The organism is Streptomyces sp. NPDC001393 (assembly GCF_053597455.1).
On the sequence record NZ_JBSFIH010000013.1, the window covers coordinates 101,637 to 124,104 of the forward strand.

21 protein-coding genes and 1 tRNA gene are annotated in these 22,468 nt (G+C 70.7%); 10 read left to right on the forward strand and 12 right to left on the reverse strand.

All coding sequences use genetic code 11. The features are described 5' to 3' along the window. The first annotated feature begins 210 nt into the window (after positions 1–210). Both ACWC2T_RS17135 and ACWC2T_RS17140 read left to right on the forward strand, forming a co-directional pair. Positions 211–633, forward strand: coding sequence for a hypothetical protein (locus tag ACWC2T_RS17135; RefSeq protein WP_450671159.1), 423 nt, complete (start codon positions 211–213; stop codon positions 631–633). 34 nt (positions 634–667) lie between these two features. Next, on the forward strand, positions 668–1,537 hold the full coding sequence (locus tag ACWC2T_RS17140; protein WP_450671160.1) for a spermidine synthase: 870 nt from the start codon (positions 668–670) through the stop codon (positions 1,535–1,537). Positions 1,538–1,560: 23 nt separating this feature from the next. Here the strand turns inward: ACWC2T_RS17140 and ACWC2T_RS17145 are convergent, their stop codons facing one another. Next, a complete protein-coding gene (locus ACWC2T_RS17145) occupies positions 1,561–2,073 on the reverse strand; it encodes a hypothetical protein (protein WP_450671161.1) in 513 nt (170 codons plus the stop codon). Positions 2,074–2,171: 98 nt separating this feature from the next. Here ACWC2T_RS17145 and ACWC2T_RS17150 point away from each other — a divergent pair, with 98 nt between their 5' ends. The 3 genes from ACWC2T_RS17150 (at position 2,172) to ACWC2T_RS17160 (ending at position 5,868) form a co-directional block, all read left to right on the forward strand. Continuing rightward, complete coding sequence (locus ACWC2T_RS17150) at positions 2,172–2,891, forward strand: response regulator transcription factor (protein ID WP_450671162.1); 720 nt, start codon at positions 2,172–2,174, stop codon at positions 2,889–2,891. Next, entirely contained in the window at positions 2,888–4,270 is a 1,383-nt protein-coding gene (locus ACWC2T_RS17155) for a sensor histidine kinase (RefSeq protein WP_450671163.1), read from the forward strand. The genes ACWC2T_RS17150 and ACWC2T_RS17155 overlap by 4 nt, the downstream gene beginning before the upstream one ends. Before the next feature lie 131 nt (positions 4,271–4,401). Next, positions 4,402–5,868, forward strand: a complete 1,467-nt coding sequence (locus tag ACWC2T_RS17160) for a glycoside hydrolase family 18 protein (protein ID WP_450671164.1) — start codon at positions 4,402–4,404, stop codon at positions 5,866–5,868. Between the two features lie 59 nt (positions 5,869–5,927). On the opposite strand, the gene ACWC2T_RS17165 is transcribed toward ACWC2T_RS17160, so the two are convergent. The 4 genes from ACWC2T_RS17165 to ACWC2T_RS17180 all read right to left on the reverse strand — a co-directional run bounded on the left by ACWC2T_RS17165 (position 5,928) and on the right by ACWC2T_RS17180 (position 10,705). Continuing rightward, on the reverse strand, positions 5,928–7,358 hold the full coding sequence (locus ACWC2T_RS17165; RefSeq protein WP_450671165.1) for a GH1 family beta-glucosidase: 1,431 nt from the start codon (positions 7,356–7,358) through the stop codon (positions 5,928–5,930). Positions 7,359–7,470: 112 nt separating this feature from the next. Then, a complete protein-coding gene (locus tag ACWC2T_RS17170; protein WP_450671166.1) occupies positions 7,471–8,355 on the reverse strand; it encodes a carbohydrate ABC transporter permease in 885 nt (294 codons plus the stop codon). Next, positions 8,352–9,377 (reverse strand): carbohydrate ABC transporter permease, encoded by a 1,026-nt coding sequence (locus ACWC2T_RS17175; protein WP_450671167.1) that lies wholly within the window; start codon positions 9,375–9,377, stop codon positions 8,352–8,354. The genes ACWC2T_RS17170 and ACWC2T_RS17175 overlap by 4 nt, the downstream gene beginning before the upstream one ends. Beyond that, complete coding sequence (locus ACWC2T_RS17180; RefSeq protein ID WP_450671168.1) at positions 9,374–10,705, reverse strand: ABC transporter substrate-binding protein; 1,332 nt, start codon at positions 10,703–10,705, stop codon at positions 9,374–9,376. Before ACWC2T_RS17180 ends, ACWC2T_RS17175 begins: the two co-directional genes overlap by 4 nt. Positions 10,706–11,089: 384 nt before the next feature. On the opposite strand from ACWC2T_RS17180, the gene ACWC2T_RS17185 reads away from it, so the two are divergent. Together ACWC2T_RS17185 and sigJ are read left to right on the forward strand one after the other, a co-directional pair. Continuing rightward, a complete protein-coding gene (locus ACWC2T_RS17185) occupies positions 11,090–12,145 on the forward strand; it encodes a LacI family DNA-binding transcriptional regulator (RefSeq protein ID WP_450671169.1) in 1,056 nt (351 codons plus the stop codon). Positions 12,146–12,237: 92 nt separating this feature from the next. Further along, positions 12,238–13,170, forward strand: coding sequence for an RNA polymerase sigma factor SigJ (gene sigJ / locus ACWC2T_RS17190; protein ID WP_450671170.1), 933 nt, complete (start codon positions 12,238–12,240; stop codon positions 13,168–13,170). 56 nt (positions 13,171–13,226) lie between these two features. Here the strand turns inward: sigJ and ACWC2T_RS17195 are convergent. From ACWC2T_RS17195 to ACWC2T_RS17210, 4 genes are all read right to left on the reverse strand, one after another. Then, positions 13,227–13,299, reverse strand: a tRNA-His gene (locus ACWC2T_RS17195). 129 nt (positions 13,300–13,428) lie between these two features. Further along, on the reverse strand, positions 13,429–14,031 hold the full coding sequence (gene orn / locus ACWC2T_RS17200; RefSeq protein WP_450671171.1) for an oligoribonuclease: 603 nt from the start codon (positions 14,029–14,031) through the stop codon (positions 13,429–13,431). Positions 14,032–14,187: 156 nt separating this feature from the next. Continuing rightward, the gene (locus ACWC2T_RS17205; RefSeq protein WP_450671172.1) at positions 14,188–15,405 is read right to left on the reverse strand and encodes a helix-turn-helix domain-containing protein; all 1,218 of its coding nucleotides are present in this window, start codon (positions 15,403–15,405) and stop codon (positions 14,188–14,190) included. A gap of 379 nt (positions 15,406–15,784) precedes the next feature. After that, on the reverse strand, positions 15,785–16,054 hold the full coding sequence (locus tag ACWC2T_RS17210; protein ID WP_450671173.1) for a hypothetical protein: 270 nt from the start codon (positions 16,052–16,054) through the stop codon (positions 15,785–15,787). 327 nt (positions 16,055–16,381) lie between these two features. On the opposite strand from ACWC2T_RS17210, the gene ACWC2T_RS17215 reads away from it, so the two are divergent. After that, positions 16,382–16,909: a universal stress protein gene (locus ACWC2T_RS17215; protein ID WP_351207354.1), complete on the forward strand. Its 528-nt coding sequence runs from the start codon at positions 16,382–16,384 to the stop codon at positions 16,907–16,909. Positions 16,910–17,058: 149 nt separating this feature from the next. Next, complete coding sequence (locus ACWC2T_RS17220) at positions 17,059–17,601, forward strand: GPR1/FUN34/YaaH family transporter (protein WP_450671174.1); 543 nt, start codon at positions 17,059–17,061, stop codon at positions 17,599–17,601. A gap of 70 nt (positions 17,602–17,671) precedes the next feature. On the opposite strand, the gene glmS is transcribed toward ACWC2T_RS17220, so the two are convergent. Both glmS and ACWC2T_RS17230 read right to left on the reverse strand, forming a co-directional pair. Beyond that, on the reverse strand, positions 17,672–19,489 hold the full coding sequence (glmS, locus tag ACWC2T_RS17225; protein WP_450671175.1) for a glutamine--fructose-6-phosphate transaminase (isomerizing): 1,818 nt from the start codon (positions 19,487–19,489) through the stop codon (positions 17,672–17,674). 12 nt (positions 19,490–19,501) lie between these two features. Beyond that, positions 19,502–19,759: a hypothetical protein gene (locus ACWC2T_RS17230; RefSeq protein ID WP_351207360.1), complete on the reverse strand. Its 258-nt coding sequence runs from the start codon at positions 19,757–19,759 to the stop codon at positions 19,502–19,504. Between the two features lie 165 nt (positions 19,760–19,924). Here ACWC2T_RS17230 and ACWC2T_RS17235 point away from each other — a divergent pair, with 165 nt between their 5' ends. Further along, entirely contained in the window at positions 19,925–21,490 is a 1,566-nt protein-coding gene (locus ACWC2T_RS17235; protein WP_450671176.1) for a fibronectin type III domain-containing protein, read from the forward strand. A 51-nt stretch (positions 21,491–21,541) separates the two neighbouring features. On the opposite strand, the gene ACWC2T_RS17240 is transcribed toward ACWC2T_RS17235, so the two are convergent. Next, positions 21,542–22,417: a DUF4429 domain-containing protein gene (locus ACWC2T_RS17240; RefSeq protein WP_450671177.1), complete on the reverse strand. Its 876-nt coding sequence runs from the start codon at positions 22,415–22,417 to the stop codon at positions 21,542–21,544. Positions 22,418–22,468: the final 51 nt, after the last annotated feature.

Below are 22,468 nucleotides of genomic sequence, written 5' to 3' on the forward strand. Positions count from 1 at the left end.
GACGAGTTGTCCGAGTGGCGCCCTGGGTCCGGCGGGCATGAACGTACCTGCTGTGAAGGACCCGCCACGCTGTGTTTGGCTACAAACCGGATATCTCATCCACGATCTGCCATGAAGTGCCATCCTTTGCGGCGCACTTGTGCCGTAGCCGTTGACGCGTCCGGGCGTTGGATTCCATGGACCGCAACAGGCTGTGTGGTGGAGGCCGGCATGGAGACCAGGGAGTCCAGCCAGAGCAACGAACCTTGTACGTCGCCGTCGTCGGCCGGTGGAGACGACATGGACGCGGCGTCCTGCGACCTCGTGACGGTACCGGCCCGGCAGGGCCTCGAGGCGGTCGACATCCTGCGGCGCGGCGTCGGCGAGGCGATGGGCCCCGTGCTGCACGACGGCAGCTGCGCCACCCTGGGCTTCCTCGTTCCGGCGGGTACGGCGGCCGGCTGGGACGTGCCGGGCAGCACCTGCACGGAGACCGACGGGCGCGGTCTCAGGCTGAACCCCGAGCCCCCGGTGGAGGGCTCCGACTGGCTGCTGCCGCCCGGCGAGGCCGACCTCGCCACCGACCCGGTGGTGCTGCGCCGGGCCCTCGGGGAGGCGGCCCGGATGATCGAGGCGGCCGACGGCTGCCAGTGAGGCGGTCGCCCACGGCAGCTGCGAAGATGGACCGGTGGGCAGGTCCAGGAACACACGGCGCGGATCGGCGGCGGCCGAGGCCGTCGTGGAGGCGGTCGACGGCGGGCTCGCACAGCTCGTACCCGACCCCGACCGAGGACGCGCCTGGACGCTGCTGATCGACGGTGCCCCCCAGTCGCACGTCGACCTGGACGACCCCGCGTATCTCTCCTTCGAGTACCAGCGCCGGCTCGGCCATGTCATCGACCTCGTCGCCCCGCCCGGCAGGCCCGTGCACGTCGTGCACCTCGGCGGCGGCGCGTTCACCCTCGCCCGGTACGCCGCCGCCACCCGGCCCCGCTCCACCCAGCAGGTCGTCGAGCGGGACGCGAGCCTGGTCCAACTGGTCCGCCGGGAGCTGCCGTTGGACCCGGGCGCCCGGATCCGGGTCAGGTCGGCGGACGCCCGCGCTGGCCTCGCCAAGGTGCCGGACGGCTGGGCGGACCTGGTCATCGCGGACGTCTTCAGCGGCGCCCGCACCCCGGCCCACCTCACCTCCACCGAGTTCCTGGACGAGGTCCGCCGGGCCCTGAAGCCGTCCGGGGTCTACGCCGCCAACCTCGCCGACGGCCCGCCGCTCGCCCATCTGCGCGGCCAGATCGCCACCACGGCCGCCCGGTTCGCCGAACTCGCGCTGATCGCCGACCCGGCCGTGCTGCGCGGCAAGCGCTTCGGCAACGCCGTCCTGGTCGCCTGCGACGCCCCGCTCCCGGTCGCCGAACTCACCCGCCGTGCCGCCTCCGACCCGCACCCCGGCCGCGTCGAACACGGCAAGCAGCTCACGGACTTCACGGGCGGCGCGGCCGCCGTGACCGACGCGGCGGCGGTGGCTTCGCCCGCCCCGCCGTCGTCGGTGTTCCGCTGACCCGGCTCACCCGGGCGCGAGGCTCAGTAGTTCCCGATGTCCACATGCGGCGGCCCGTCGTGCCAGGTGCACATCACCGACACCCGGTCCGTGCCGCTGCTGAACTCCACCCGGATCCAGGCCGAGGTCTTCCACACCTGCATCGACCAGCCGGTCCCCGGGGTCGCCGAGACCAGCGTGGCACTGGACGGGCCCAGGTCGAACACGGCCCGCCCGCCGTCGGTGTCGTACGACTTCACCTCGCCGGACGCGGACGAGGGCGAGGAGGCGGTGGCGGAGGCGCTCGGGGACCGCGTGGGCGTCGGCGCCGGTGCCGTCGGACGGGCCGACGGCCGCTTCGACGGGGACGGGCGATCCGTCGGCGAGGGCAGGGCCTTCGAGCCCTGGGCCGTCGCGTCGGCGGCCGTGACCGGCAGGGCGCGCGGCGGGTCGTACGCCGTCCCGGCCATGACCGTGTGCACGCCCCACCACGACAGCGTGACCGCCGCTGTCGTGGCGAGCAGCCATGCCAGTACGTGTACGAGTCCTCTGCGCATCGCGGGCCATACTGCCCCAGGGGAACCGCCCTGTGCACATAACCCGAGTTATCCACAGGCCCGGACCGCCGTCGCCGCCATGGCGTACGGTGCGGCGCATGGCAAGTGTGCTCGTGGTCGAGGACGACCAGTTCGTACGCTCGGCGCTCATCCGGCATCTGACCGACGCCGCACACACCGTGCGCAGCGTCGGTACGGCACTGGAGGCGCTGCGCGAGGTCGCCCATTTCCGCTTCGACGTGGTCATCCTGGACCTCGGACTGCCGGACCTGGACGGCTCCGAGGCGCTGAAGATGCTGCGCGGCATCACCGACGTCCCCGTGATCATCGCCACCGCCCGGGACGACGAGACGGAGATCGTCCGGCTGCTCAACGCCGGCGCGGACGACTACCTGACCAAGCCGTTCTCCGTCGAGCACCTCTCCGCGCGGATGGCGGCGGTGCTGCGCCGGGCCCGCTCCGGCGGCGCGGAGGCCGCACCCTCCTCCGTGCTGCGCGTCGGCGGCCTGACCGTCGACCCGCTGCGCCGCCAGGCCGAGCTGGACGGGGTCCGCCTCGACCTCACCCGCCGCGAGTTCGACCTGCTCGCCTTCCTCGCCGGCCGGCCCGGTGTGGTCGTCCCGCGCAGGGAACTCCTCGCAGAGGTCTGGCAGCAGTCCTACGGCGACGACCAGACCATCGACGTCCATCTGTCCTGGTTGCGCCGGAAACTGGGGGAGACGGCCGCCTCGCCCCGCTATCTGCACACCCTCCGGGGCGTCGGTGTGAAGCTCGAACCCCCCACGGAACCCGCCGCGGACGGGGGGCCGGTGCGATGAGATGGGCGCTGGTCAAGGTCTGCCTGGCGGTCACCACGATGGTCGTGGTCGCCTTCGCGGTCCCGCTCGGACTGGTCGTCAAGGAGATGGCCCGCGACCGGGCGTTCTCGAACGCCGAGCGGGAGGCCGCCGCGGTCGCACCCGCGCTGTCCATCACCACCGACCGGGACAAACTGGAGCGCGTGGTGGCCTCGGCGGGCGCCGACTCCGGGATGGCCGTGCATCTGCCCGCAGGCGGCGGCAGGCCCGCGCTGGACCTCGGCCCGCATCGCGCCGCCGCCCGCGACATCCAGGCGGTGCGGAAACTGGGCCGGGCCTCCACGACCTCGGTGGCCGGCGGCTCCACACTCCTCCAGCCGGTCGCGCTCGGCTCCGGAGACATCGCGGTCGTCGAGGTGTACGTCCCCGAGTCCGAGGTGACCAACGGCGTCGGCACGGCCTGGGCGGTGCTCGCGGCCGTCGGCCTCGCGCTGATCGTCGGCTCGGTCGCGGTCGCCGACCGGCTCGGGGTGCGCATGGTGCGGCCCGCCCAGCGGCTGGTCGAGGGGGCGCACGATCTGGGCGAGGGCAAGCTGGGGGCGAGAGTGCCGGAGGACGGACCCACCGAACTCCGCCTCGCCGCCGTCGCGTTCAACTCCATGGCCGACCAGGTCGTCCAGCTCCTCGCCAACGAGAGAGAGCTGGCGGCGGACCTCTCGCACCGTCTGCGCACGCCGCTGACCGTGCTGCGGCTCAACGCCGCCTCCCTGGGCGGCGGACCGGCCGCCGAGCAGACCCGGGCCGCGGTCGCCCAGCTGGAGCGCGAGGTCGACACCATCATCCGTACGGCCCGGGAGGCCAAGCCGCAGACGGCCGCCCTCGGCCCCGGCGCCGGGTGCGACGTGGCCGAAGTGGTGCGCGAGCGCATGGAGTTCTGGTCCGCGCTCGCCGAGGACGAGGGCCGCAAGTGGCGGGTGGCCGGCGTCGAGCGGCCGGTGCGCATACCCGTGGCCCGCGCCGATCTGGCCGCCGCGCTCGACGCCCTGCTCGGCAATGTCTTCCGGCACACCGCCGAGGGCACCGCCTTCGCGGTCGACGTGCACAACGGCGAGGACGCGGTGATCGTGCTGGTCTCCGACGCGGGCCCCGGCATACCCGACCCCGAGGCGGCGATGGCCCGTGGGCGCGGCTCCGGGAGCGCCGGTTCGACCGGGCTCGGGCTCGACATCGTGCGCCGGCTCGCCGAGGCCACCGGCGGGGACGTCCGGATCGGCTCCTCGGTGCTGGGCGGCACCGAGGTGCGGATCTGGTTCCAGCTGGACGGGCGGCTGCCGGTGCGGGGGCGGGTGCGCAGACGGCGCCGGTCGGGCAAACCGGTCCTCACTGGTCTCGACCATTAATCGCCCCCGATCCCTTCCTTAAGCGAACCCTAAGGTCTGCAACGGCCGCCCCGATCAAGTCATTTGTCCGATTCCGGATCGCTAGCGTCTGCCGCACCTCACCCCCGTGAACAGCGAAGGCAGGCACGCGCATGACCACGCACCGGCGCAGGATCAGTGGCAGGAACAAGGCGATCGGCGGCCTCGTGGCCGCGGCCGTGGTCGGCGGCGGCGCGGTCCTGCTCACCGGCACCGCCAACGCGGCCGGTGTGAACGCCGCGTACACCAAGACCAGCGACTGGTCGACCGGCTACACCGCGCAGTATGTCGTCACCAACAACAGCGGCCAGACCGAGAAGACCTGGACCCTTCAGTTCGACCTCCCGGCGGGCGCCAGGCTCGGCTCCCTGTGGAACGGCGAGTCGAGCGTCAGCGGTTCGCACGTCACCGTGAAGCCCGCGAAGTGGGACACGGAGGGTCTCGCGCCGGGCAAGTCGGTCACCGTCGGCTTCGTGGTCGACGGCAGCGGCGACCCGACGGGCTGTCGTATCGACAACGCCCAGTGTTCCGCGGACGGCGGTGCCACCCCCGAGCCCAGCGGCCGGCCCACCCAGTCCCAGTCCCCGGCGCCCACCGCCACGCCGAGCAAGAGCGCCACCCCCACCCCGACCAAGACCGCCACCCCCACTCCGACCGCAAGCAAGACGACCGGCACCGGCACCACCGCCTCCGGCGGCTTCGCCCCGTACGTCGACACCTCCCTCTACCCGGCCTTCGACCTGGTCGGCGCGGCCGACGCGACCGGTGTGAAGAACTACAACCTCGCGTTCATCACCGACGGCGGCGGCTGCACCCCCAAGTGGGGCGGTGTGACCGACCTGACCAGCGACGCCGTCGCCGCCCAGATCGGCTCCCTGCGCGCCAAGGGCGGTGACGTCCGGGTCTCCTTCGGCGGCGCGTCCGGCTCCGAACTGGCCACCACCTGCTCCTCGGCGGACGCGCTGGCGGCGGCGTACGGCAAGGCGGTCGACGCGTTCAAGCTGACCAAGGTCGACTTCGACGTCGAGGGCGGCGCGCTGCCGAACACGGCGGCGAACACCCTCCGGGCGAAGGCGATAGCGAAGCTCCAGGCCCAGCACCCCGACCTGGACGTCTCCTTCACCCTCCCGGTGATGCCCGAGGGCCTCACCCAGGACGGAGTGAACCTCCTGTCCGACGCCAAGTCCAACGGCGTGAAGATCTCCACCGTCAACATCATGGCGATGGACTACGGAGCCTCGTACAACGGCGACATGGGCGACTACGCCCAGCAGGCCGCTACGGCCACCCAGGCCCAGGTCAAGAGCGTCCTCGCCCTCTCCGACTCCGCCGCCTGGAAGACGGTCGCCGTCACCCCGATGATCGGCGTCAACGACGTCTCCTCCGAGATCTTCAAGGTGGACGACGCCAACCAGCTGGTGAACTTCGCCAGGTCCAAGGGCCTCGGCGGCCTGTCGATGTGGTCCGCGGCCCGCGACAAGCAGTGCGCCGGCGGCGCGAAGAACTCCGCCGACCCCACCTGCAGCTCGATCGTCCAGGACCCGTTCGCCTTCTCGAAGGCGTTCGGCGCCCTGAACTGACCTACGCACGCCCAAGGGGCGCGGCACTCCGGGGGGATTGCCGCGCCCCTTCGCATGCGTCAGGCCGCCGGCTCCACCGCGGGCAGCGTGCCCGTCCGCGCCACCTCCCCGTACCACCGCGCGCTCGACTTCGGTGTGCGTTCCAGCGTCGCGTAGTCCACGTACACCGCGCCGAAGCGCTTCCCGTAGCCGTACGACCACTCGAAGTTGTCCATCAGGGACCACAGGTAGTAGCCGCGCACATCGGCGCCGTCGGTGATGGCCCGGCGGACCGCCGCGAGGTGGCCGTGCAGATAGGCGATGCGCTCGGGGTCGTGGACGCGGCCGTCGGGATCGGGTTTGTCGTCGTAGGCGGCGCCGTTCTCCGTCACGTACAGCGGCAGACCCGGTGCCTCGCGGGTGTAGCGGACGAGCAGGTCGTACAGGCCGGTCGGATCGATCGTCCAGCCCATCTCCGTGCGCTCGCCCGGCGTCTGGTGGAAGAGCACGTCGTCGGCGCCCGGCCAGGGGGAGTGCTCGCTGGCACCGTGGCCGTCCGCCCGCGGGCCCTTGACCTCGCCGGACGCGGCCGAGACCAGGGCCGGGGTGTAGTAGTTCAGGCCCAGCGCGTCCAGCGGGACGTTGATCGCGCGGGTGTCGCCGTCCAGGACGTACGACCAGTCGGTGACCGAGGCCGTGGCCTCCAGAAGTGTTGAAGGGTACGCGCCGTGCAGCATCGGGCCGTGGAAGATGCCGTTGGCCAGGTCGTCGATCCGGCGGGCCGCGGCCAGGTCGGCCGGGTCCTGGGAAAGGGGCCGTACGACGGACGAGTTGAGGCTGATCGCGATCTCGTTGCGGGCCGGCATCACCGAGCGCAGGGCCGAGGCCGCCAGGCCGTGCGCCAGGTTCAGGTGGTGGGCGGCGCGCAGGGCGGCCGCCGGGTCGGTGCGGCCCGGGGCGTGGACGCCCGATCCGTAGCCCAGGAAGGCGCTGCACCAGGGCTCGTTGAGGGTGATCCACTGCTCCACCCGGTCGCCCAGCGCCGCGCCGACCAGCCGCGCGTACTCGGCGAACCGGAGCGCGGTGTCCCGCTGCGGCCAGCCGCCCGCGTCCTCCAGCTCCTGCGGCAGGTCCCAGTGGTAGAGGGTGAGCGCCGGTTTGATGCCGTGGGCGAGGAGCTCGTCCACCAGACGGCGGTAGAAGTCCAGACCGCGCTGGACCGCCGGGCCCCGGCCGGTGGGCTGCACCCGCGACCAGGAGACCGAGAAGCGGTACGCGGTCAGGCCCAGCTCCGCCATCAGCGCCACGTCCTCGCGGAACCGGTGGTAGTGGTCGACGGCGATGTCACCGGTCTCGCCGCCGGCCGTCCTGCCCGGCGTATGGCTGAAGGTGTCCCAGATCGAGGGGGTGCGGCCGTCCTCCCGCACCGCCCCCTCGATCTGGTACGCCGAGGTCGCGGCGCCCCAGAGGAAGGCGGGAGGAAAGGTCAACGACGTAACGGGTTCAGGCATGGAAGCGCTCCCATTGGGGGTCGGAGGAGACCTGGCGCAGTAGCTGGGGGCCAGGGGGTAAGGAGGGGCAGGGGCCGGAGCGGCGGTGGCCCGGCCCCTGTGCACAGGGGCTTCAGCCCTTGATGGCGCCCTGCATGATCCCGCCCACGATCTGCTTGCCGAACAGGACGAACGCGATCAGCAGCGGCAGCGTGCCCAGCAGCGCACCCGCCATGATCACCGCCTGGTCCGGGACATAGCCGGTGCCGAGCGAGTTCAGGGCCACCTGCACGGTCGGGTTCTGCTGGTTCAACGCGATGATCGGCCACAGGAAGTCGTTCCAGGCGAACACGAACGTCAGCAGGCCGAGGACGGCCATGGCCGGCCGTGCCGCCGGGAAGACCACGTGCCAGACGATCCGGATGCTGCTCGCCCCGTCCACCCGGGCCGCCTCGATCAGCTCCGTCGGCAGCGCCTGCACCAGGTACTGCCGCATGAAGAACGTGCCGAAGGCGGTGACGAGACTCGGCAGGATCACCGTCTGCAGCTGGTTGGACCAGCCGAGGTCCGACATCCACAGATACAGCGGTACGACGGCCAGCTGCGGCGGGATCATCATCGTGCCGACGGTCAGCAGCAACAGCAGGCTGGAGAAGCGGAACCGCAGCTTGGCGAAGGCGAACCCGGCCAGGGTCGAGAACAGCACCGTGCTCACCGTGATCGTGCCCGCGACGATCAGCGAGTTGAACATCGCGGTGCCGAGCCCCGCCTGGTCCCAGGCCGTCTGCAGGTTCCTGAACAGGTTGCCGCCGAACCACAGCGGCGGCGGGGTCTCGGCCAGCCGCCGGTCGGTGCGGGAGGCGGCGATCGCCGTCCACACCAGCGGGGCGAGGGAGACCAGCGCGAAGACGGTCAGCACGACGTACGTCACCGGGCCCGCGTGCAGCTGCTTGCCGGCCCTCGTCCGGCCCCGGCGCCGGACAGCCCTGCGGGGAAGCGTCAGTTCACCGGTCGTCATTGGGACTTCCTCAGCCGTCGGGTGAGCAGCAGATTGACCGCGGCGATCACCAGCAGGATCAGGAACATCGACCAGGCGATCGCGGACGCCTTGCCGAGGTTGCCGATGATCCAGCCCTGGTCGTACATGTACAGACCGAGCGTCTGGTACTGGTGCTCGGAGCCGCCCTTGGAGCCGCTGACCCCGCCGAACAGCAGCGGCTCGCCGAAGAGCTGGGTCGCGCCGATGGTCGAGACGACCACCGTGAACAGGATCGTCGGCCGCAGCTGCGGGATGGTGACATGCCGGAACTGCTGCCAGCGGTTCGCGCCGTCGATGGCCGCCGACTCGTACAGATCGGCCGGGATCGCCTGCATGGCGGCGAGGTAGATCAGCGCGTTGTAGCCCGTCCACCGCCAGATCACGATCGACGACACCGCGAACTGCGAACCCCAGTTGGACTCACGCCAGTTGACCGGGTTCACCCCGAAAAAGTGCAGGATCCAGTTGACCATGCCGCCGTCCCACGAGTACAGCAGCGTGAACACCAGGGTCGCCGCGGCCACCGAGGTGGCGTACGGGGTCAGCATCACCACGCGCCAGACGGTGGAGCCCCGCAGCCGGTAGTTCAGCAGGTGCGCGAGCCCGATCGCGGCCAGCAGCTGCGGCACGGTCGAGATGACACCGATGGTCAGGGTGTTCTTCAGCGCGTTCCAGAAGAACTCCGAGGACCACAGGTTCCTGTAGTTGTCCAGCCCCGCCCAGCTCTGGTGGTCCAGGGAGGACAGCTGCACGTGGTGCAGCGAGTACCAGGCCGTGTAGAGCAGCGGGACCAGCGTGAACGCCCCGAACAGGACGAAGAAGGGGGACACGAACGCGTACGGCGACGCCTTCATGTCCCAGCGGTACAACCGGCTGCGCCAGGAGTCGGCGCCCGCCGGCGCACCGCGACCGCGAGCGCCCCGCGCCGCGCCCGGCGGGATGCCGGGCGCGGCGTCGGCGCTCGACGCGGGATGCGCGAGAGCCTGCTTCGGGCTGGTCACTGGCCGAGCACGTCCTTGATCTCGTTCTTCGCGGCGTCCCAGCCCTGCGCGGGCGTCTTGCCCTTCTGTTCGACCTGGAGGATCCCGATGTCACTGATCGCGTTGTCGATCGGCTTGTCCTTGGGGCCGAGGGGCTGTGCGGGGATGGTCTTGGCCGCATCGGAGAAGATCTGGGTGAGCGGCGCGTTCGAGAAGTACGCCGTGGTGTCCGCGGCCGGCTTCAGGCTCGCGTACGCCGACGGGGTCGACGGGAAGCTGGCCTGCTTGGCGAAGACCTTCTCCTGCTGCTCGGGCGCGGTCAGCCACTTGGCCAGCGCGATGGCCTCCTTCTGGTGCTTGCCGGCCGTCGGCACGCCGAGGAAGGAGCCGCCCCAGTTGGACGCCGCCGGCGCCGCCGCCACGTCCCACTTGCCCTTTCCGGAGTCACCGGACTTCTGCTCGATGTAGCCGATCATCCACGCCGGGCAGGCGACGGAGGCGAAGGTGCCGTTGGCGAAGCCCTGGTCCCAGGTCGGGTCGAACTGCTTGAGCTTCGCCGACATGTTGCTGGTCGCGACGCTCATGGCGGCGTCCCAGGCCTTCTTCACGCCGTCGGACTTGTCCCAGACGACGTTGCCGTCCTTGTCGTAGTACCGCTCGCTCGCGCCGCCCACCGCCGCGTTGTAGACGGAGGAGGCGGAGTCCACGAACTTGGTGCCGCTGGGCGCCTTCTTCATGTACTGCTTGCCGACGTCGACGTACTTGCTCCAGTCGCCCTTCCACATCTCGGCGAGCTTGTTCCGGTCGGTCGGCAGCCCGGCCTTCTGGAACAGGTCCTTGCGGTAGCAGATGGCCATCGGCCCGATGTCGGTCCCGAGCCCGATGAGCTTGCCGTCCTTGGTGGTGGCCTGGGCGTTCTTCCAGTCCAGCCACTGGGACTTGTCGACCTCCTTGCCGAGGTCCACGAACTTGTCGGCCTGGGTCTGCACGGCCTCGGTGATGTTGCCGATCTCGATGGCCTCGATGTCGTCCGTGCCGGAGCCGGCCTGGAGACGGGTGAGCACCTTCGGCCAGTACACGTCGGTGCGGGTGGTGACGTTCTCCTTGATGTTGATGTCGGGATGCAGCTTCATGTACTCGGCGTAGAGGCCGGCCTGCTGGTAGCCGAAGACGCCGAAGGTGCCGATGGTCAGCGTGATCTTGCCCTTGCCACTGCCGTTTCCGCCGCCGTCGGAGTTGTCCGACGAGCTGTTGTCGTCCTTGGCGCAGCCGGCCAGCAGCCCCGTGGTCAACGCGGCAACGGCCGCGAGGGCCATCAGCCGCTGGGACCGGCGGATGCTCGTGCGCATTGCGTCCTCCTGTTGCCTGACGTGCCGACCCCCCGGCCAACTGCATGAATCGGGCCCGTTCGTACGCGCTGCGGCTCGGGCGGGGAACGTGCGGGATGTGTAGGTGCCAGGTAGTGTGGGAGCGCTCCCACGAGTGATGTGTTGAAGAGTCGCGGGTCGGGGGCGGGGTGTCAAGGGAGCGGACGACGGGAACTGCGTTCGGTTATCTGAGTGTTAACTGGCGAGTGCCGGGGCGGAAAACTCAGCCTGTCCGGCGCTTGAGGACGAGGCCGAAGGCCGATGAGCGGGGGTCCAGGGGCGGCAGCCCCTGGGACGGCCACTGCAGCGAGCGGTGCTGTTACATTCCAGGCCAGCACCAGGAGTCGGTCGAGAGAGGCGGAGCCCATGGCAAGCCACGGAGCGCGGGGCCGCAGCGGGGGTCGGCCCACGCTCGAGGAGGTCGCCGCCCGGGCCGGGGTCGGCAGGGGTACGGTCTCGCGGGTGATCAACGGCTCGCCCCGGGTCAGCGACGCCACTCGCGCCGCGGTCGAGGCGGCGGTCGCCGAGCTCGGCTACGTCCCCAACACCGCCGCCCGCGCCCTCGCCGCCAACCGCACCGACGCCATCGCGCTGGTGGTCCCCGAGCCGGAGACCCGCTTCTTCGCGGAGCCCTACTTCTCCGACATGCTGCGCGGAGTCGGCTCCGAACTGTCCGACACCGAGATGCAGTTGCTGCTGATCTTCGCGGGCAGCGACCGTGAGCGCCGGCGCCTCGCGCAGTACCTGGCGGCGCACCGGGTGGACGGCGTCCTGCTGGTCTCGGTCCACGCCGACGACCCCCTGCCCGACCTGCTGGCCCAGCTGGAGATCCCGGCCGTGATCAGCGGCCCCCGCTCGGCCGGCGAGACGCTCACCTCGGTGGACTCGGACAACTACGGCGGCGCCCGCTCGGCCGTGGAGCACCTGCTTTCCCGAGGCCGCACCCGCATCGCCCACATCACCGGCCGCCTCGACGTCTACGGCGCCCAGCGCCGCGTCGACGGCTACCGCGACGCCCTGCGCGACGCGGGCCGGGAGGTGGACGAACTCCTCGTCGAACCGGGGGACTTCACGGAAGAGGGCGGTCGCCGGGCCATGTCCGTGCTCCTCGACCGCCGCCCCGACCTGGACGCGGTCTTCGCCGGCTCGGACGTGATGGCGGCCGGCGCCCGGCAGGTGCTGCGCGAGGCGGGCCGCCGTATCCCGGACGACGTGGCCCTCGTCGGCTACGACGACTCGGCCATCGCCCGCCACATGGAACCGCCGCTGACCAGCGTCCGCCAGCCCATCGAGGAGATGGGCCGGGCCATGATCGACCTGCTCCTCACGGAGATCGCCGACCGCCGCCCACCCGCGTCCCGGGGGCTGGAGCGCCGGCACGCGGTGCTGCCGACGGAACTGGTGGCGCGGGCGTCGTCGTGACGACGGTCGGGCCGCGACGAGGACGGGACCGCGGTGTCGTACCTCTCGGATACCCTGCTGGACGTCGTGCCGATCTTCGGAGGGGGGACTCCGTGGCGGGATCAGTCAGGGAGACGGACGCGGACGGATACCGGTCGCTGCTGTTCTCCATCGCCTACGGGATGACCGGATCCGTGGGCGACGCCGAGGACATCGTGCAGGACGCCTTCCTCGGCCTGACCCGGGCGCGCCAGGCCGGGACCACGGTCGAGAACCTGAAGGCGTACCTGACCACCTCGGTGACGCGGCTGGGCATCAACTACCTGAGCTCGGCGCGCGTACGGCGGGAGACCTATGTCGGCGACTGGCTGCCCGAGCCGGTCGTGATCTCCGCCGACCGGCCCGGACCGGCCGAGCACGCCGAGCTCTCCGATTCCCTGTCGATGGCCTTCCTCGTCCTGCTGGAGGCCCTCTCCCCGGTGGAGCGGGCGGTGTTCGTGCTGCGCGAGGTCTTCGGGTACGGCTACCCGGAGGTGGCGCGGCTCACCGGCAGGTCCGAGCCGAACTGCCGGCAGATCTTCGCTCGCGCCAGAAAGCGCATCGCCCCAGGCGGGCAGGTGGCCGACATCGCGGCGCCCCCGGCGCGGCGGGCGGAGAGCGAGGAGCTCGCCCGTAAGTTCTTCGCGGCCGCCGAGGGCGGCGACATGGACGCGCTGCTCGACATGCTCGCCCCCGACGTGGTCTTCCAGGGCGACGGCGGCGGCAAGGCGCGGGCGCTCGCGAAGTCGATCACCGAGGCGCGCCCCATCGCGCAGCTGCTGGTCGGCGGCCTGCGCCGGGTTGGGAAGCTCGGTGCCTTCCTCAAGGCGGCCCGGGTCAACGGCCGCCCGGGTGGCGTGATCCACGACGCCGAAGGCCGCGTGGCCAGCGTGATCGAGCTCGACATCGCCGACGGCAGGATCCGGGCGATCCGCGCCGTCTCCAACCCCGACAAGCTCGATCATCTGGGACCGGTGTCGGACATCGGGCGGCTGCGGGAGAGGTGACGGTCCGCACACGAAACAGCCGGTGACTCCGACGGAGTCACCGGCTGATCGGTGAGGGTGAGTGACGGGACTCGAACCCGCGACATCCTGGACCACAACCAGGTGCTCTACCAGCTGAGCTACACCCACCACGACCGGCGGTGGAACTTGTCGTTTCCCCGACCGGCCGAGAAGAAGTCTACAGGGTCCGAAGGGGTGCTCGCGCACAGGTTTTCGCGCAGGTCCCCGGGCGGACCCCGAAAGGGCGCAGACGAGTCGTCACTGCGCGGGCAGCACGTGCTTGGCGGCGATCGCCTTCGCGGTGTCGGAGTCCGGGCCGGGCTGCGGGACGAAGATGGCCTCGCGGTAGTAGCGCAGCTCGGCGATCGACTCGCGGATATCGGCGAGGGCCCGGTGGTTGCCGTTCTTCTCCGGGCTGTTGAAGTACGCCCTCGGGTACCAGCGGCGGGCCAGCTCCTTGATCGACGAGACGTCGACGATGCGGTAGTGGAGGTAGTCCTCCAGGGTCGGCATGTCCCGCAGCAGGAAGCCGCGGTCGGTGCCGACGGAGTTGCCGCACAGCGGGGCCTTGCCGGGCTCCTTCACGTACTCCTTCACATAGGCGAGGACCCGCTCCTCGGCGTCCTGGAGTGTCGTGCCGTTCGGGAGCTCGGCGAGCAGCCCGGACGCGGTGTGCATCTGACGCACCACCTCCGGCATCGTCTCCAGCGCCTGGTCCGGCGGGCGGATGACGATGTCCACCCCCTCGCCGAGTACGTTCAGCTCGGAGTCGGTGACGAGGGCGGCCACCTCGATGAGCGCGTCGTCGGACAGCGAGAGGCCGGTCATCTCGCAGTCGATCCACACCATGCGATCGTTCATGCGACCACCCTAAGGCGGACCTGAACTTTTGTGGCGCCCTGTGCCGACGCCGAGCTCGCTGGAGAAGGCGCCGAGGGCGCTGGAGGAGGGGGCGGGCTCGCTGGAGGAGGGGGCGAGCGTGTGCTCGCCCCCTCCCGCCCGGCTACCGGCTCCCGCTCAGCTGCCGGCCCGCGGTCCCGGCAGCAGTCCCACCGCGCCCGCCGCCGTGCGGCGGCTCTGTATCGGTACCCCGCTGTCCCGGTCCGGGTGCAGCACGGGTGCGTGGCCCACCGGTCCGGGACCCGCGAGGCCCGTGGGCGGACCCGGCTGGCCGGAGGCCGGCATCGCCGGTTCCGCGTCGGCCGGTTTCTCGCCCTGCGGCCTGCGGGCCCGGTAGGCGGCCCGGTAGGCGGCGGGGGACGAGCCGAGCTGGCGGCGGAAGTGTCCGCGCAGGGCCACCGGTGAGCGGAAGCCGCAGCGGCCCGCGACCTCGTCCACCGAGTAGTCCGACGTCTCCAGCAGCCGCTGTGCCTGCAGCACCCGCTGGGTGATCAGCCACTGCAGCGGCGCGCTGCCGGTCAGCGAGCGGAACCGGCGGTCGAACGTGCGGCGGCTCATGTAGGCGCGTGCCGCCAGGGTCTCCACGTCGAACTGCTCGTGGAGGTGTTCCAGCGCCCAGGCGACGACCTCGGCGAGCGGGTCGGCGCCGATCTCCTCCGGTAAAGACCGATCGAGGTAGCGCTCCTGGCCGCCCGACCGGCGCGGTGGGACCACCAGGCGGCGGGCCAGCGCGCCGGCCGCCTCGTTGCCGTGGTCCGTCCGCACGATGTGGAGACAGAGATCGATTCCGGCCGCCGTACCCGCCGACGTCAGGACGTCACCGTCGTCCACGAACAGCTCGCGCGGATCGACGTGCACCGACGGATAGCGCTTGGCCAGTGTCGGCGCGTACATCCAGTGGGTCGTCGCCGGGCGGCCGTCCAGCAGGCCGGCCGCCGCGAGGACGAAGGCGCCGGTGCACAGCCCGACGATGCGGGCACCCTCCTCGTGCGCTCGGCGCAGCGCGTCGAGCGCCTCCTCCGGTGGTGGCGCGGTGATCGACCGCCAGGCCGGTACGACGACCGTCCCGGCGCGTGAGATCGCCTCCAGCCCATGTGGCGCGGTGAGTTCCAGGCCCCCTGTGGTCCGCAGCGGGCCCTCCTCGCCGGCGCACACCAGCAGCCGGTAGCGCGGCACGCCGGCGTCCTGGCGGTCTATCCCGAACACCGACAGCGGAATGGAACTCTCGAAGATGGGGCCGCCGCTGAACAGCAGCACCGCGACGATCTCCTTGCGGCGGCGCCCGGAGAGTTTCCGGGCCGCGGCTTCCGGCGCGGCAGTGGAGTCGTGGCTCATACTGCTAAGCCCCCCTCGGTGGTCGCGGCTCCTCGGTTGTGTCGCTCCTGCACGTTTCCCCTCGGTCCTGCACGAGTCCCCCGCCGTAAAGACAGTCAAGATCGAATCTACTGGTTCCCGCGGTCTGACGGTGACCAGTTCCACACGCCCGAGATTGTCGACATGACAACTTGGCGTGAAGCATTCGATCACGAAGCGTTGCACTCGCGGAGCGCGCAGGGAAGTGCGCCTTGTCGCAGTGGCCAAACCGCGTAGGGTGCGCATCCGCCCGTGGGCCCTTTCCGTGCAGGTCGAACCCGGGTTGGAGGGTGGTTGGGGCCCCTCTTGGGCGGTATTCAGAAGTTGGCTGAAAAGAAGCGTTCGAGGGTACGGAAACAGGTCAGTCGACCGGTGTCCGCCGACGGGTGTGACGTCCGCCTCTTTGCACGCCGCAACGCGCTGCACACCGCTCCGACCGGCGCAGCAGGAAGCGGCACGCGGCCGTGACGGCGGCCAGACCGAGGGCGGCGCCCGTCGCGCCGGCCAGCGAGGTGCCGTACCAGACCAGGACCACGGGGACGAGCGCGCAGCTGAAGACGGCCCAGCGGATCACATCGCGCACGGTGTCCGGCGCGGACGGCGGCGCGGAGGTGGATCGGTGACCGGGCATGACGCGTACTCCCTGGGTGGCGGCTCAGCCGGTTCAACGCCCGTTCGACCGGTCGGTCACCGGCCGTACTTCTGTGAATCCCGTGCAAACCGCCTGTACGGGGCAGCAACCATTGCGTTACGGGCGCCGCTCGTGCATGCTCCGGTGAACCCCTACAGACATCGGGGGACCGCTTACGGAGCGTGCGCGGGATCTGGGCTCGGGAGGCGTGCCGCCGTACCCTTGGGGGTATGGGGTTGGGAAGATGTTTCCCGGACACAGCTCCGTGACACAGTTCCGCGCACACTGTCGTCCCCACCCATAAAGGATCACAACGCCGAGACAGCCATGGCCGGTCACGAATTCTTCGAACCCGCGGACCGCAAGCGGCCGGTCGCCGACCCCACGGCGGCCGATCCCCTGGCGGCGGAAGAGCCACGCCCCTCATGCGACCCAGCCTTCCGGCACGGGGTCGTCGTCGGCTTCGACGGCTCCACCTCCAGTGAGCGCGCCCTCGCCTACGCCATCGGCATGGCCCACCGCTCGCACTCGGGCCTGATCATCGTCCATGTCGCCAACCGGCTGCCCACCACGGTGTGGGCCGGCTGCGAGCCGCCCGTCTTCGTGGACGTGCCGGACCACCGCACCGAGGTCCTCGGTCTGGAGCTGGCGTGCGCCGACTATCTGGCCGAGGTGCCGTGGATCCTGGTCGAGCGGGGCGGTGACATCTGCCACGAACTCGAAGAGGTGGGGCGGGAGTACGAGGCGGACGCGATCGTCGTCGGCTCCACGCACGGCATCGTCGGCCGCATCTTCGGCTCCGTCGCGGGGCGGCTCGCCAAGCGGGCGCAGCGGCCCGTGATCGTCATCCCGTGAACCGCGTTCTCTGAGCCCCCCAACTCCCTTTAGCTCCCTTTAACTCCCTTTGTGCAGCGCGAAACTACTCGCGCGTAGAGGTGGTTTGTGCCCTTGTGAAGGGCATATATCGGTCACCGCGCAACAGCACAGCATGAAGGGAGCCCGCCGTGGACAACGGAAGTACTACGGTGGTCGGCCGACTCGCCCTGGGAATCACCCTGTTGGCGTTCGGTCTCGGTACGACAGGCGTGATCCACGGCGTGGCCGCGTCCGACGCCGTGTCACTGGCCCACTATGTGGGCGGAGTTGCCCTGTTCCTGGTCGGCCTGCTGGCCTTCCGTGGCGGTGACGCCGCCTCCGGTACGGGCTTTGTGGCCCTCGGCGCACTGTGGTTCACCTGGGCCGTCGCGGGCAGCGGCTCGGCCGACGCGGCCGGACTCTTCCTGCTCCTCTTCGCCCTGGTGGCGCTCACCCTGACCCTCGCCGGCGGGGACAGCCTCGGTCAGGTCATGCACGGGCTGCTGTTCCTGGCGATGCTGGTGCTGGCCGTCGCGGCCTTCGCCGACAGCTCCTCTCTGGCCAAGGTCGGGGGCTGGGTGGCAGCCGTCTCGGGTGCGGTGGCCTGGTACGCGGCCACGGCCGCGCTGGCGCACTGGCCGACGGCGCTTCCCGGGCGTGCTGCGGGCCGGGGGGTGACGGCCGCCGGCTGAAACGAGCAGCACTGAACGGACCCCCACGTAAAGGTGGCTACGTGGGGGTCCGTTCTGTTTCCGGCTCGGTCTACTCGACCGTCACCGACTTCGCGAGGTTGCGGGGCTTGTCGATGTCGCGGCCCAGGGCCTTCGCCGTGTGGTAGGCGAGGAGCTGGAGGGGGATGCCCATCAGGATGGGGTCGAGCTCGTCCTCGTTCTTCGGAACGACGATCGTCTGGTCGGCCTTCTCCTGGTGCTGGTGGGCCACCGCGAGGATCTTGCCGCTGCGGGCCTTGATCTCCTCCAGGGCCGCGCGGTTCTTCTCCAGCAGGTCGTCGTCGGGGACGATCGCGACCGTCGGCAGGGCCGGCTCGATCAGGGCCAGCGGGCCGTGCTTCAGCTCGGAGGCGGGGTAGGCCTCGGCGTGGATGTAGGAGACCTCCTTGAGCTTCAGGGAGGCCTCGCGGGCCACCGGGTAGCCACGCACGCGGCCGATGAAGAGCATCGAGCGGGCGTCGGCGTACAGCTCGGCCAGCTCCTTGATCTGCTCCTCCTGCTTGAGGATCTCGGTGATCTGCTCGGGCAGCTTGCGCAGGCCCTCGATGATCCGCTTGCCGTCGCGGACCGAGAGGTCACGGGTGCGGCCCAGGTGCAGGGCGAGCAGCGCGAAGGCGACCGTCATGTTGGTGAAGCACTTGGTGGACACCACGCAGACCTCGGGGCCGGCGTGCACGTAGATGCCGGCGTCCGCCTCCCGGGCGATCGCCGAGCCGACCACGTTGACGACGCCGAAGACCTTCGCGCCCTTGCGCTTCAGCTCCTGCACGGCGGCCAGGACGTCGTACGTCTCACCGGACTGGGAGACCGCCACGTACAGGGTGTCGGGGTCGACGACCGCATTGCGGTAGCGGAACTCCGAGGCCGGCTCGGCGTCCGCGGGGATGCGGGCCAGCTCCTCGATCATCTGGGCGCCGATCATGCCCGCGTGGTACGAGGTGCCGCAGCCGAGGATCTTCACGCGGCGGATCTGCCGGGCCTCGCGGGCGTCCAGGTTGAGGCCGCCGAGGTGCACGGTGGAGAAGCGGTCGTCGATGCGGCCGCGCAGCACGCGGTCCACGGCGTCGGCCTGCTCGAAGATCTCCTTGTGCATGTAGGTGTCGTGGCCGCCCATGTCGTACGACTCGGCCTCCCACTCCACCGTGGTGGGCTCGGCGGTGGTGCGCGTGCCCTCGGTGGTGTAGGTACGGAAGTCGTCGGCCTTGAGGGTGGCCATCTCACCGTCGTCCAGGGTCACTATCTGGCGGGTGTGCATGACCAGGGCGGCGATGTCGGAGGCGACGAACATCTCCTTCTCGCCGATGCCGAGGACGACCGGGGAGCCGTTGCGGGCCACCACGATCCGGTCGGGGAAGTCGGCGTGCAGCACGGCGATGCCGTAGGTGCCCTCGATCACCCGGACCGCCTGGCGGACCTTGTCCTCCAGCTTCTCGGCGGTGGAGCGGGCGATCAGGTGGGTGAGGACCTCGGTGTCGGTCTCGGAGAGGAACTCCACGCCGTCCGCTTCCAGCTTGCGGCGCAGGTCGGCGGCGTTGTCGATGATGCCGTTGTGGACGACGGCGACCTTGCTGTCGGCCGACATGTGCGGGTGGGCGTTGACGTCGGAGGGGGCACCGTGGGTGGCCCAGCGGGTGTGGGCGATGCCGGTGGTGCCCTTGAAGCGCGCCGGGACCTTGGCCTCCAGGTCGCGCACCCGGCCCTTGGCCTTGACCATCTTCAGACCGGGCGTCTTCGGGGAGCTGACGACGATGCCCGCGGAGTCGTAGCCGCGGTACTCCAGCCGCTGCAGGCCCTCCAGGAGGAGAGGGGCGACGTCACGCTTCCCGATGTATCCGACAATTCCGCACATGTATTGGTATTCCTAGCCGTAGACGATGCGGCGCAGCTGCCTGAGGGTCAGCTCGGGCGGTGCCACCGCTCGGTACTTGAGGTCCGCCGCGATCCGTTCGAAGATCTCCGTGTTCACCAGGCCCTGGGCCTGCAGTTCACGGTGGCGGCGACGGACGTAGTCCTCCGTCGACTCGTCGAAGTAGGCGAGCACGTCCTGGATCACCCGCAGCGCCTCGCCCCTGGCGAGGGGCGTGGAGCGCGTCAGATGATCAACGAGTTCGTCGTGCACCCGGTAGATCCTGGGGTACCGGCGCCGGTTTCGCAAGAATCCTGCCCGATTTCGGGCAACCCTGGGTTCGGGGCCCCGTGGATCTTTGTTCGCGCGGCGTCCATCCTGTGGCCTGCGTCTCGTTGAAGATGTGGACCATTTTCAGACGCCATGGACATTCCTCGTATGGGAGTACCCGAGAAGCTGGCCGCGCGCATGAGCATGGCCGAGCAGCACGAGTACCTGCGCGCCAGATTCTCCCGGCGCAACCTGATCAGAGGCGGCGCCGTCACGCTCGGCGCCGTCGCGGGTGGCGCGTTCGTGCCGGGCGCCACCGCCCAGGCGGCCGTACCGACGCAAGGCTCCGCCCCCGCCACCGAGACGGTCGACGGCGCCCTCGTCGCCCCCTTCGGCCGTCACCTCGCCTACGGCAACGACCCGCGCACCGAGATGACGGTCTCCTGGCAGGTCCCGGTCGCCGTGAAGAAGCCGTTCATCCGCATCGGCGCGCACCCCTGGGACCTCTCCCGCAGGATCGAGGCCGAGGTCCGGACCCTCTACACCCCGGCCGGCGTCGGCGCGAGCGGCGACCACACGCAGTACTACCTGCACGCCAAGCTCACCCATCTGCGCCCCGGCAGGACCTACTACTACGGCGTCGGCCACGAGGGCTTCGACCCGGCCGAGCGGCACCTGCTGGGCACCCTGGGCACCTTCACCACCGCCCCCGCCCACAAGGCGCCGTTCACCTTCACCGCCTTCGGCGACCAGGGCGTCAGCTACCACGCCCTCGCCAACGACAGCCTGATCCTCGGCCAGAACCCGGCCTTCCACCTGCATGCCGGCGACATCGCGTACGGCGACCCGGCCGGCCAGGGCAAGGCCACCGACACGGGCTTCGACTCGCGCACCTGGGACCAGTTCCTGTACCAGACCGAGTCGGTCGCCAAGTCCGTGCCGTGGATGGTGTCGTACGGCAACCACGACATGGAGGCCTGGTACTCGCCCAACGGCTACGGCGGCGAGGAGGCCCGCTGGACCCTCCCCGACAACGGGCCGGACGCGAAGAACCTGCCCGGTGTCTACTCCTTCGTCCACGGCAACACCGCGGTCATCTCGCTGGACCCCAACGACGTCTCCTTCGAGATCCCGGCGAACCTGGGCATATCGGGTGGAACCCAGACCAAGTGGTTCGAGGCCCGGCTGAAGAGCCTGCGGGCCCGGGACGACATCGACTTCATCGTCGTCTTCTTCCACCACTGCGCGTACTGCACCTCCACGGCGCACGCCTCGGAGGGGGGCGTGCGCCAGGAGTGGGTGCCGCTGTTCGAGAAGTACCAGGTCGACCTGGTCATCAACGGCCACAACCACCAGTACGAGCGCACCGACGTCATCAAGGGCGGCCAGGTCACCAAGAAGCTCCCGATCGGCGGCACGGCGTACCCCGAGACCGAGGGTGTGGTCTACGTCACCGCCGGCGCCGCGGGCCGCAGCCTGTACGCGTTCAGCGCCCCCGACTCCTACGAGGGCCACGAGAACGAGGTCGACTCGGTCGCGTCCTTCATCAACACCAAGGACGGCAAGGTCAACGAGACCGTCACCTGGTCCCGGGTCCGCTACCTCAACTACTCCTTCCTGCGCGTGGACGTCACCCCCGCGCCGAAGGGCCGCCAGACCACGCTGAAGGTGTCGGGCATCGCCGAGACCGGCGACCGCATCGACCACTTCACGGTGTCCCGCACGGCCAGGTAACTCCCCGGCCCGGGCAGCGGGCGGTCCTCACCGGCACTCTTGCACGCGCTCTCACAGGCGCTTGAGGACCGCCTGCTTGGCCAGGGCGAACTCCTCGGCGGTCAGTATCCCGTCGCGGTGCAGTTCGCCCAGCTCGCGCAGGCGGCGCAGCAGGACGTCGTGGTCGTCCCCCGCGGGCTCCGGCACCCCGGTGAGCCGCGGCGGCTCCTCCCGTACGACCGCCTCCGCCGCCGGATGCGGCAGCCGGGCCTGTACGGCGGCCGCCACCAGCGCCATCAGCGGGTCCTTCTTGAACCCCCACAGCTCGACGGCGTTCGGGTCGTACTTGGGCGGCGCCGTCACCGGGGCGCCGCGCACCAGGAAGCGCAGATGGCCGTTCTCCAGGCCCGCCGCCGGCTGCCACTCCACGCCGGTGACGTCCGCGAGGGCGATCGTGCGGGGGCCGCCGGAGGACTTGGCGTCCTCCGTCTTCCAGTTCCACTCCAGCCGCACCCGCTCCCCGTCGAAGCTCGCCGTGCCGTCCCCGGCGGAGGCGGACACCGGCAGCGGCGGCCCCGGCAGCAGGTACTCGGCGACCGGATCAGGTGAAACCCCGTCCAGCAGGAGCGCATTGCGCACCTCCTCCGCGAAGTACTCGGCGACGCCGTACCGGTCGGACTCCACCGTCAGCTGGTACGGGTCGTTCGGCTCGGTGAGCCGGCCTCCGGTGGCCTGCGTCAACGGATCGGCGCCGTCGCGCAGCCGCAGCCTCAGCCGCCCCGACCTCCGCCCCTGCTCGAAGGAGACGCCGGCCAACGCGCCCAGCGGGACGACGACTTCGCCCAGGTCCCGGCGGAGCGGGCTCACACTCTTGTCCCGCCCCGGGGTGAGCCGCAGGGCATCGCCGTCGAACGCCCAGGTGCCGTCCTTCTGGATGATTTCCGCCATGGAGGGATTGTTTCACCGGATGTGCGGGAGAGTGGTCTCGACCACATCTGA